The 9755-nt window shown below is 72.8% G+C and carries 11 protein-coding genes; 3 read left to right on the top strand and 8 right to left on the bottom strand.

Going from position 1 to position 9755, the window contains the following annotated elements; all coding sequences use genetic code 11:
* Together AB4880_RS10970 and AB4880_RS10965 are read left to right on the top strand one after the other, a co-directional pair.
* Nucleotides 1–226, top strand: a 226-nt coding sequence (locus tag AB4880_RS10970; RefSeq protein WP_367919266.1) for a hypothetical protein, incomplete at its 5' end; no start/stop codon positions are given.
* Between the two features lie 146 nt (nucleotides 227–372).
* Nucleotides 373–1833, top strand: coding sequence for a WS/DGAT/MGAT family O-acyltransferase (locus AB4880_RS10965; protein ID WP_367919265.1), 1461 nt, complete (start codon nucleotides 373–375; stop codon nucleotides 1831–1833).
* Here AB4880_RS10965 and AB4880_RS10960 read toward each other — a convergent pair.
* On the bottom strand, nucleotides 1826–3031 hold the full coding sequence (locus tag AB4880_RS10960) for a site-specific DNA-methyltransferase (RefSeq protein WP_367919264.1): 1206 nt from the start codon (nucleotides 3029–3031) through the stop codon (nucleotides 1826–1828). The genes AB4880_RS10965 and AB4880_RS10960 overlap by 8 nt on opposite strands.
* A gap of 25 nt (nucleotides 3032–3056) precedes the next feature.
* On the opposite strand from AB4880_RS10960, the gene AB4880_RS10955 reads away from it, so the two are divergent.
* Nucleotides 3057–3641: a mismatch-specific DNA-glycosylase gene (locus AB4880_RS10955; RefSeq protein ID WP_367919263.1), complete on the top strand. Its 585-nt coding sequence runs from the start codon at nucleotides 3057–3059 to the stop codon at nucleotides 3639–3641.
* Here AB4880_RS10955 and AB4880_RS10950 read toward each other — a convergent pair.
* From AB4880_RS10950 to AB4880_RS10920, 7 genes are all read right to left on the bottom strand, one after another.
* Nucleotides 3634–4275, bottom strand: a complete 642-nt coding sequence (locus AB4880_RS10950; RefSeq protein WP_367919262.1) for a class I SAM-dependent methyltransferase — start codon at nucleotides 4273–4275, stop codon at nucleotides 3634–3636. The genes AB4880_RS10955 and AB4880_RS10950 overlap by 8 nt on opposite strands.
* 37 nt (nucleotides 4276–4312) lie before the next feature.
* A complete protein-coding gene (locus AB4880_RS10945) occupies nucleotides 4313–4831 on the bottom strand; it encodes a hypothetical protein (RefSeq protein ID WP_367919261.1) in 519 nt (172 codons plus the stop codon).
* Nucleotides 4828–5271, bottom strand: a complete 444-nt coding sequence (locus tag AB4880_RS10940; protein ID WP_367919260.1) for a hypothetical protein — start codon at nucleotides 5269–5271, stop codon at nucleotides 4828–4830. Before AB4880_RS10940 ends, AB4880_RS10945 begins: the two co-directional genes overlap by 4 nt.
* Nucleotides 5272–5429: 158 nt before the next feature.
* On the bottom strand, nucleotides 5430–6539 hold the full coding sequence (locus tag AB4880_RS10935) for an MlaD family protein (protein WP_367919259.1): 1110 nt from the start codon (nucleotides 6537–6539) through the stop codon (nucleotides 5430–5432).
* Nucleotides 6539–7717 carry an MCE family protein gene (locus tag AB4880_RS10930; RefSeq protein ID WP_367919258.1) on the bottom strand — a complete coding sequence of 393 codons (1179 nt, stop codon included), beginning with the start codon at nucleotides 7715–7717 and terminating at the stop codon, nucleotides 6539–6541. The genes AB4880_RS10935 and AB4880_RS10930 overlap by 1 nt, the downstream gene beginning before the upstream one ends.
* On the bottom strand, nucleotides 7714–8748 hold the full coding sequence (locus AB4880_RS10925) for an MCE family protein (RefSeq protein ID WP_367919257.1): 1035 nt from the start codon (nucleotides 8746–8748) through the stop codon (nucleotides 7714–7716). The genes AB4880_RS10930 and AB4880_RS10925 overlap by 4 nt, the downstream gene beginning before the upstream one ends.
* The gene (locus AB4880_RS10920; protein WP_367919256.1) at nucleotides 8745–9755 is read right to left on the bottom strand and encodes an MCE family protein; all 1011 of its coding nucleotides are present in this window, start codon (nucleotides 9753–9755) and stop codon (nucleotides 8745–8747) included. The genes AB4880_RS10925 and AB4880_RS10920 overlap by 4 nt, the downstream gene beginning before the upstream one ends.

Below are 9755 nucleotides of genomic sequence, written 5' to 3'. Positions count from 1 at the left end.
GGGCGGCGGGGCGGGCGGTGGCGAGGACGGCGGGGCGGGCGGCGGGGCGGGCGGCGGGGCGGGCGGTGGCACGGACGGCACGTGCTCGGTCGGCGGCGTCGGCGGGCGCACCTGCGTGGGCTCCGGCTTCGGCGCCATCCTGCGCCGGTCGTCGGTCCACGCGGCGCCGTCCCAGCGGCGCTCCCAACCGCCGCCGTCGGGATACCACCCGGGCGGGGTGCCGTAGTCGCTCAAGGCCGAGTCCTTTCGTGAGGCCCAGCGAACATACCCCGGTCCGGCCGATGTGCTTGTGGCCGACCGCCCGACGCGGCAGGATCGCCGCACTGCGCGCCGCGTCTGCGGCCACCGCTCCCCGCACGAAAGGGGGACCTCGTGGTCTCCGTGCCCGGCTTCCGTCCGATCGACCCGACCGCCACCGCCTTCCTGCTCGCAGAGAACCGCAACATGCCGATGCACGTCGGCGGCCTGCAGCTGTTCGAGCCACCGGCGGACGCGGGCCCGGACTACGTCCGGGAGATGTTCGAGTCGATGCGCGACACCGAGACCATCGCGCCCCTCTTCCTCAAGCACCCCTACCGCTCGGTAAGGACCGGCGGGACGCTGGTGTGGCGCGACGACGAGCAGTTCGACATCGAGCACCACGTCCGGCACAGCGCGCTCCCCCAGCCCGGCCGGGTCCGCGAGCTGCTCGAGCTGGTCGGCCGGCTGCACTCCACCCGCCTCGCGTGGGAGCGGCCGCTGTGGGAGACCCACGTCATCGAGGGGCTCGCCGACGGTCGGGTCGCGATGTACACCAAGCTCCACCACGCCCTCGTCGACGGCATCTCCGCGATGCGGCTGATGGCCAGCACGCTCTCCGCCGACCCCGATCGCCGCCACATGCCGGCGCCCTTCGCCGAGGGCGCGGCCGGTCGCCGCCGTCCGGTGCCGGACGCCGACGGGCGCTCGTCGGCCGCCGTCGACGCCGCGACCAGCGCCGCGCGCACCCTCGCCGACCTGCCCGGCGAGGTCGTCCGCACCGCCCTGAGCGTGAGCGCCGACGCCGCCGGCATGCCGCTCGCGCTGGTGCGGACGCTGCGCAAGGGCATCCGCAACGAGACCTCCGCGGTCTCGCTCGCGGCCCCGCGGACCATCTTCAACCAGTCGATCACCGGCGCCCGCCGGTTCGCCGCGCAGGACTGGCCGATCGAGCGGATCCGCGGCGTCGGCAAGGCCACCGGCACCACCATCAACGACGTCGTCCTCGCCATGTGCAGCGGAGCGATGCGGACCTATCTCAGCGAGCTCGACGCGCTGCCGGACCAGTCGATGGTGTCGATGGTCCCCGTCGGGCTCAAGGCCAAGCAGGCCGGGACGGCGTCCGCCGAGGGCGGCAACGCCATCGGCTCGGTCATGGTCCGCCTCGCCACCGACCGGTCCGACCCCGCCGACCGGCTCAGCACGATCAGCCAGTCGATGAAGGACGGCAAGGAGGCGCTCTCGTCGATGACGCCCACCCAGATCGTCGCCATGAGCGCGATCGGGATGGCACCCTCGATCGTCGTCCCGATGCTGAGGATGCAGGGCATCGTGCGCCCGCCGTACAACCTGATCATCAGCAACGTCCCCGGGCCGCGGGTGCCGCACTACTGGAACGGCGCGCAGCTGGTCGGCAACTACCCGGTCTCGATCCCGATCAACGGCATGGCGCTCAACATCACGTGCACGTCGTACGCCGGCAACATGGGCTTCGGCCTCACCGGCTGCCGACGTACCGTGCCGCACCTGCAGCGACTGCTCACCTTCCTCGACGACGAGCTCGCCGCGCTGGAGAAGGCCGCCGGCGTCAGCTGAGCTCGGCGTAGCCGCCGCCGACCCGCGCGGCGACGGCCCGCAGCCGGGCCCGGGTCACCGCCGAGACGGTCGGATAGCCCGCCCGCTCGGCGTTCGAGCCGACCCGCGTCGGCTCGGCGGAGTTGATCGAGAGGCAGACCCGGCTGCCGCCGTCCGCCGCATTCGCCAGCGCCACCGCGTGGCCCGTCGTCCCGCTGCCGGCGAAGTAGTCGAGGACCCGCGCGTCGTCGGGCATGGTCTCGACGATCCGGCGCAGCAGGCCGGTCGGCTTCGGGGACTCGAAGACGTGCCCCACCAGCTCCTTCAGCTCGGCGACCGCGCTGTCGGTCGAGCCGATCTCCTCGGCCAGCCAGATCGTCTGCAGCTTCTTGCGGCGACCGCCGACCGGATGGCGCCAGTCGCGCTGATAGACGTCGATCCGCTCACCCCGCGTGCCCCGCACCCACCGGCACTCGAGGTCGTCGGGCCGCTCGTCGATCCGCGGCCGCGACCAGCGCCAGACGGCCGGCGTCCCGTCACCGAACACCGGCTTGATCTCCACCGCCCCCTCGAACGGCGCCGTCGCCACCCGCCCGCTCTCCGGCTCGCCCCAGACCGGGAAGTGCAGTGTCGGCGCGGACAGCGGGTTGAACCGCTTGTTGGTGTTGCGCAGCGGCAGCCGCCGGTAGCGCCGCCCGTCCTCGGCCTCCAGCGGGAAGTCCGACTCCACCACGGTGTGCGCCGACGACGCGTCGAGCACGCACCGGCTCGCGTCCTTCGCGTAGACCAGGAGGTACTCGTGCGAGGTCGCGAAGCCCCGCCCCAGTTGGCGTCCCTTCGGGTTGAGGTTGACCACGACCTGCGCGAGGAAGTTCGCCTCGCCGTAGACCTCGTCGAGGAGCAGCCGCAGGTAGGCCACCTCGTGGTCGTCGATGCTCACGAAGATCGCGCCGGTCTCGGCCAGGACCCGCCGCCCCGCCTCGAGACGCGGCCGCAGGTAGGCCACCCACGAGGCGTGTCGCCCGGCCACGCCCGCGCCGCGGGCACCCTTGAAGTCGTCGTGGTAGGCGAAGTCGTTGCCGGTGTTGTAGGGCGGATCGAGATAGATCAGGTCGTACTCGCTCGGCACGCTCTCGGGCCTGCCGTCGAGCACGGCCGCGAGCACGTCGAGGTTGTCGCCCTCGGCGAAGATGTTCCACGGTCCCGGCTCGGCGCCCACGCGCTCATCGTGACAGGCTCAGCGGGTGTCCCGCCGTACCTTCTCCCGGGCTGAGCTGGAGTCGTTCCGCGACGCCGTCGTCCCCGACCTGCTGCCGACCGCGCCGAACGAGCAGCTGCGTCTGCTCTTCGTCGGCATCAACCCCGGCCTGTGGACCGCGGCCACGCAGACCCACTTCGCCCACCCGGGCAACCGCTTCTACCCCGCGCTGCTGCTCGGCGGCGTCATCACCGAGCCGGTCGATCCGGCCAACGGGATGAGCGAGGCCGATCGGGCCATGATGCGTCGCCGCGGCATCGGCATCAGCAATGTCGTGCACCGCGCGACCGCGAAGGCCTCCGAGCTGAGCAACGACGAGCTGCGGGCCGGCGGCGTCCAGCTCACCGAGCTGGTCGCGCGCGAGCAGCCGAAAGTCGTCGCGATCGCCGGGATCACGGCGTACCGGACCGCCTTCGGACGCCCCAAGGCCGTCCCCGGTCGCCAGCCCGAGGACCTCGCCGGCGCCGAGCTGTGGGTGGTGCCCAACCCGAGCGGCCTCAATGCGCACGAGACCGTCGCCTCGCTCGCCGCGGCCTACCGCGAGGTCGCCGAGGCGGCCGGGATCATCTGAGTCCGCGCACCGCGACGCCGACCACCATCGGGACGACGGTCGCCGCGCCACCGGGCATCCGGAGCTCCTCGACCTCGCTCACCTCGAACGGCGAGCGCCGGAGCAGGCCGACGAAGTCGCGGTTGGGCCGGCACCCGTCGGCGAGCCGCCGCTGCAGCGGCGCCGCGACCTCCTGCACCACCCGCCGTACGCCGGTGCCCCGGACGTGCTCGTGGAACAGCAAGGTCCCGCCGGGCTTGACCACCCGCGCCAGCTCGGCGAGCGCCTCGGCCGGCCGGTCGAGCGAGCAGAACACCAGCGACGCGGCGACCGTGTCGAAGGAGTCGTCGTCGAACGGCAGCGCGTAGGCGTCGCCGTCGACGATCTGCCAGGCCCGGGCCCGGATGTCGGCCGTCCGGCGCTGCAGCTGCGCGCGCAGTCCTGGATTCGGCTCGACCATCACCAGCTCGGTGACCGCGCTCGTGTAGTGCGGCACCGAGAAGCCGTTGCCGGTGCCGAGGTCGAGCACCCGCCCGCTCGCCCGGGCCAGATGCCGGGCCCGGATCGCGGCCTGACCCGCGTCCTCCGAGCGCTGCATCAACCCCGGATACCAGCGTGCGAACAGTCGCTGCCCCATCGTCCCCTGTGTCGCCATGCGGGGAGTCTAGGAAGAGCCCGGTGTCGGAGCCGCCTCAGAGGGTCGTGATCGCGCTGATCATCCACACCCCCTTCGTCCGCCGCGCCTCGACCCGCAGCTGCGCGGCTGCGTACTGGGCCTGGTGATCGCTCGCCCGCTGGGCTGCCTGGTCGAGAAAGACCAGCAGCGTCGCGCGATCACCCCGCAGCGCGGTCACGGCCGCCGCCTGGACCGTCGCCGTCTGCGTGATCTGCTGACCGGCCGCCTGCTTGCGCAGCGCCGCGAACAGCAGGTCGTAGTCGCGGCGGGCCTGCCCGACCAGCAGCAGGTCGGCCGCCTGCTGGGTCGGCGCCGCATCGCTGGTGTCGTAGCTGAACACCTGGGTCAGCGCCTTCGACACCGCCGTCTGCACCTGTGCGGTCGCCGACGGGTCGACCACCGCGTGGTTGGCGACGTGGTCGGCTCTGCCCTCCTGACGGGCCTTCCCGAGCAGGACCAGCCCCGCGAGGACCAGCGCCGCGAGCAGCAGCGGGACGACGGCGCGGACCAGGCGGGCAGCCGCGGTCGTCGTCACGGCGTACCGCCGCCGGTCGCCACCGACACCTGCTGCAGGCTCTCCAGGAGCCACCTGCCGCCGACCTTGACCAGATCGGCGGCGAACCGGTTGCGCTTGACCGTCGGCTTCGCTGCCGCCTTGTCGCCGGGCTCGTCGCCCGGCTCGTCGGCCGGAGTCACGGTGACCTCGACGGCGGCGATCACCGAGGCCGAGTCGTGGTCGAGGTCGACGACGCCGGCGTCGAGCACCGTGCCGACCGAGCTCGCGTGCTGGTCGGCCAGCAGGGCCCGATCGGGCTTGCTGGTCGAGACCAGCTGGTCGTGCAGCGTGCCGGTGGTCACGTCCGCCCAGGCGGCCAGGCCTCCGTCGAGGTCGCGGTAGTCGAGCGTGTTCATCGTCTCGATGCCGTGCCTGGCCGCGATCAGGACGCGGTCGCGGAGCACGGCGCGCTCAGCCATCGCGTCGTCGTGATGGCGAGCCCGGTGCCATGCCACCAGGCCCGCCACCACGAGGCAACCTGCAAGGGTCGCGATCCCTAGCTGCAGGCGCCACCGAGAGCCCCGTCCCCCATGGCCGGTTCTCTCGGTCGTCTTTGGTTGCGGCCGCCGCGCGAGCATCAGCGGCCTCCCGGAAGGTGCTGCGGACCGCGCACGTTGATGCCCGTCGACAGCGGCGCGGTGCAGCCCGCGGCCGTGTTGAGGGGCGTCACGGTCGGGTCGGTGCCGCGGTGCAGCCGCGTGCCGCCGTAGCCCTGCACGCACGGCCACGGGTTGAAGAAGGTCGGCACCAGGCCGAGGCGCAGGCCGCGGGCGCTGGCGATCGACCAGCCGACGCTGACCGCCTCCGGCAGGTGGACCATCGCGTCCTGGACGCCGGCGGCGTGGGCGCCGAAGATCATCGACGTCGAGACCAGGTGGCTCATCACGACACCCAGGGGCGCGCCGACGTCGTGGATCAGCAGGCCCAGCTCACGCGCGGACGCCGGCGTGGTGGTGATCAGCCGGCGCAGGTCGCCGTCGGAGTCGGCGAGCGTGCGGGAGAACAGGGCCATGTCCTTGCTGAACGCGCGGATGCTCGTTCCTGACATCTCCTGCGTGCGCAGCACCCGATCGGCGTTGCGGATCAGGCTGGAGCTGACCCGGAAGTTGCGGTCGGCGGCCTGCTCGAACTCCCACGAGGTCTGGATCAGCCGCCGGAAGTCGTCGGCCGCGCCCGCGGAGAGCCGGTAGGTCTCGTCGATGGTCGTGTTCAGCGCCGCCGAGGGGATCGACGCCGCGAAGTCACGACTGCTGCGCAGGACCTCGGCGGTCGACACCGGCAGCGCATCGGCCCCGCCGGTGAGCCGGTCGCCGGCCCGGAGCCGGCCCTTCGTCGCGCCGGCGGACGGCGTGAGCTCGAGGTACTGCTCGCCGATCGTCGAGCGGTCCTGCACCCGCACCCGGACGCCGGCCGGGATCGGCGGCGCCGCGCCGTCGATGGTCAGCGTGGCGCGGACGCCGGTCTCGCTGGCCCGCAGCGCGCTCACCGTGCCGACCGGGACGCCGCGATAGGTCACCTCCGAGTTGACGAACAGCCCGCCCGCATCGGGCAGGTCGACCCGCACCCGGTAGGAGGACGCGAACGGGTCGAGGCCGACGTACCGGGCGCCGACATAGGTGGTGCCGAGCAGGGCGAGCGCGACGAAGAGGCCGAGCTTGACCCGGATGCCGCGGGTGAGCTGCTGCATCACATGCCTCCCGGAGTGGACGGGGTCTGCGGGGACGACGGCGGCGGGCTCGGCGCGTCGGTCGGAGGAAGCAGGGTCGGCGGCTGCACCGGGGCGGTCCCCAGGGGAGGGAGGGGAGACCCCCTGCGCGCCGCCGACCCTCTCCCCACCTGGGGCCACGTGCACCCCATCTCCGCGCAGCCTGCAGGCAGCGTGCGGAAATTGGTGGTCATGAAGACGTTGAGATAGTCGCCCTTGATCGCTCCCAGGACCGCGTCCGGGAACGGGTAGGTCAGCAGGATCTCCAGCGCGTAGGGCAAGTCGGAGCCTGCCTTCGCGAGCTGCTGGAGGATGGGCGCGAGGAGCTTGAAGTCCGCGACCATGTCGTCCTGCGACGCGTGGAGGGTCGTCAACGTGACTCTCGAGAGCCGGTCGAGCGAGCGGAGCATCCGGACCAGCTGCGGGCGCTGCTCGGCCAGCACCTTCATCCCGGGTGCGAGGCCCTCGAGCGTGTGGGCGATCCGCGCGCGGTCGCCGTCGAGCGTCCGCCCCAGCCGGGCCAGGCCGTCGAGGGCAGTGGTGATCGCCGAGCTCCGGCGGTCGAGGACCGAGACGAACCGCTGGGTCTGCTCCAGGAACTGCCGCATCTCGGCGGTGCGGCCGTGGCCCACCTGCTGCAGCTCGCGCGAGATCTCCTGGAACTGCCCGATGCCGCCGCCGTTGAGCACCAGCGACAGCGCGCCGAGCACCTCCTCGACCTCGGCGGCCGCGTCGGTGTGGTCCTTGCCGAGGTGGGCGCCGCCGGCGAGCAGCGCGGTCGTGGTCGCGCCGGCCGCATGCGGTGGGCGCACCAGGGCGACGTACTTCTCGCCGAGCAGCGAGGTCTGCTGGATGCGGGCCACCGTGCCCTCGGGCAGGGCCACGCCCCGGCGCACGACGAGCTCGACCTCGGCCGAGCGGCCGTCCTTGCTCAGCGTGATCCGCCGGACCCGGCCGACCGCGACGTCGTCGACCTTGACGCTGCTCTGCGGCACCAGGTCGAGCGCGTCGTCGAAGTCGGCGGTCACCGTGATCGGGTCGCTGCCGACGTCGGCGCCGCCCGGCAGCGGCGCGTTGTAGACCCCGCCGCCGAGCACGCCGCAGCCGGCGAGGAGGACGACGGTCGCGAGCAGGGCGACCAGCCGGATCGGCTGCATCATCGGGCACCTCCCGTGCCCGGGACCAGCACCGGCGGCGCGTGCTCGGACGTCCGCCCGCTCAGGCCGTCACGGCTCCAGGCGGTCAGCTCGTTGAGGTCGCCGCGGCCCTGGACGGTGTTGGAGCCCGGGTCGTAGGCACGCAGGAAGTTCTGCAGGGCCAGCGGGATGTCGGCGACCGCCTCCTCCAGCGAGCGCCGGTGCTTGACCAGGAGCTGGGTCGGCCCCTGCAGTCGCTGCACGCTGCGCCGCAGCTGGGCCCGGCTGTCGCGGACGAAGTCGTGCAGGCCGGCCAGCGCCCGGCCGAGGTTGTCGACGGCACGACTCAGGTCGTCGCGGTCGGCGGCCAGGGAGGCGGCCACCGTGGCGAACTGACGGTTGGCGTCGGCCACTCCGCTGTCGTGGTCGAGCAGCGTGGCGTTGAGCGCCTCGAGGTGGTCGATCGTGGCGAAGAAGGGGTCGTCGACACCGGAGAGCGTGGCCGATGCCTTGCCGAACTCGCGCAGCATCGTGTTGATGTCGCCACCCTGGCCCTTCAGGTTGGCCGCGACCGCCTGCAGGAAGCGGGTCAGCGCGCCGTCCTTGTTGGCGCCCCGCGGCCCGAGCTCGGTGCTGAGGTCGACCATGCTCTGGTAGAGCTGGTCGATCTCGACCGGCACCGCGGTCTGGGTGATGGTCGCGCCGTCGGCCAGCGCACGGCCGCCGTCGTAGGGCTCGGTGAGCTGGACGTAGCGGTCGCTGACCAGCGTCGGCGCGACCACGACGGCCTTGGTGTCGGCGCCCACCCGACGGCCGCGGTCGAGACGCATGGTGACCAGGACGTGCTCGGGCCCGGGCTCGACCCGGGTGACGCGGCCGACCGGGACGCCGAGGATCTCCACGTCCGAGCCGGGATAGAGGCCGACGCTGGAGGCGAACTCGGCGTGGATCTCGAGGCCGGACGCACGCAGCATCCGGACCCCGACCAGGCCGGTGGCGGCCACCACCGCCACCAGGGCGAGGACCAGCAGCCGCCGTGGGGTCGAGGACGTCATCGCGCACCTCCCGGGTGGCACTCGCGCACGACGTCGTTGTCGAGCACCGGCGTGTCGTCGGGGCCGAACAGGCCGCAGACATAGCTGTCGACCCAGTGGCCGTTGCCCATCGCGGTGCTCAGCATCCGGTAGTAGGGACCGATCTTCTGCAGCGCGGCGTCGAGGTGGTCCTGGTTGCGTCGCAGGATTCCGGCCACCCGGTCGAGCTGCTGCAGCGCGGGCCGCAGGGTCGCCTGGTTGTCGGCGACCAGGCCCTGGACCTGGCGGCCGAGCTCGGCGGTGCTGGTGAGCATCCGGTGGATCGCCGCGCGCCGGTCGGCCAGCTCGGTGAGCAGCGCGTCGCCGTCGTCGATCAGCTTGCCGATCTCGTCGCGGCGCGCGGCCACGACGTCGGTGACCTTGCTGGTCGCGGTGAAGAGCCGGCCCAGCTCGCCGTCGCGCTGGGAGATGGTGCGCGAGAGCCGGGTCAGTCCCTTGACCATGCCGCGCACCGACGCGGGCGTCGTGACGAAGACCCGGGCCAGGGTGTCGAGGCTGTGGGCGAGCTGGTCGGTGTCGATCTCGCCGACGGTGGTCGCCAGGTCGGAGAAGGCCGCGGTGACGTCGTACGGCGTGGTGGTGCGGGCCAGCGGGATCGGCGCGTCGAGCGCTCCCCCGCCCTGGGGGTCGAGGGCGAGGAACTTCTGGCCGAGCAGCGTCTTCACCTTGACCGCGGCCGTCGTCTCGGTGCCGAGCGCGACGCCGTCGGTGCGGAAGGAGACGAGCACGCGCTTGCCCTCGAGCTCGACCGCGGTGACCTTGCCGACCTTCACCCCGGCCACCCGGACCTCGTCGCCGGAGCGGATGCCGCCGGCCTCGGCGAAGTAGGCCTGGTGCACCGTGCCGCCACCGATGACCGGCAGCGCCTCGGCGGAGAAGGTGGCGAAGAAGACGCCCACCATCAGGGCCAGGCCGACCACCGCGATGACGACCTTGTTGCGCTCGGCGAACGCTGTGGGAAACCGCAT

The sequence above is a fragment of the Nocardioides ginsengisoli genome, assembly GCF_039537225.1.
GTDB classification, from domain to species: domain Bacteria; phylum Actinomycetota; class Actinomycetes; order Propionibacteriales; family Nocardioidaceae; genus Nocardioides; species Nocardioides ginsengisoli.
The sequence above is the reverse complement of the archived record's forward strand: the minus strand, read 5'-3'. Positions and strand labels throughout refer to the sequence as shown.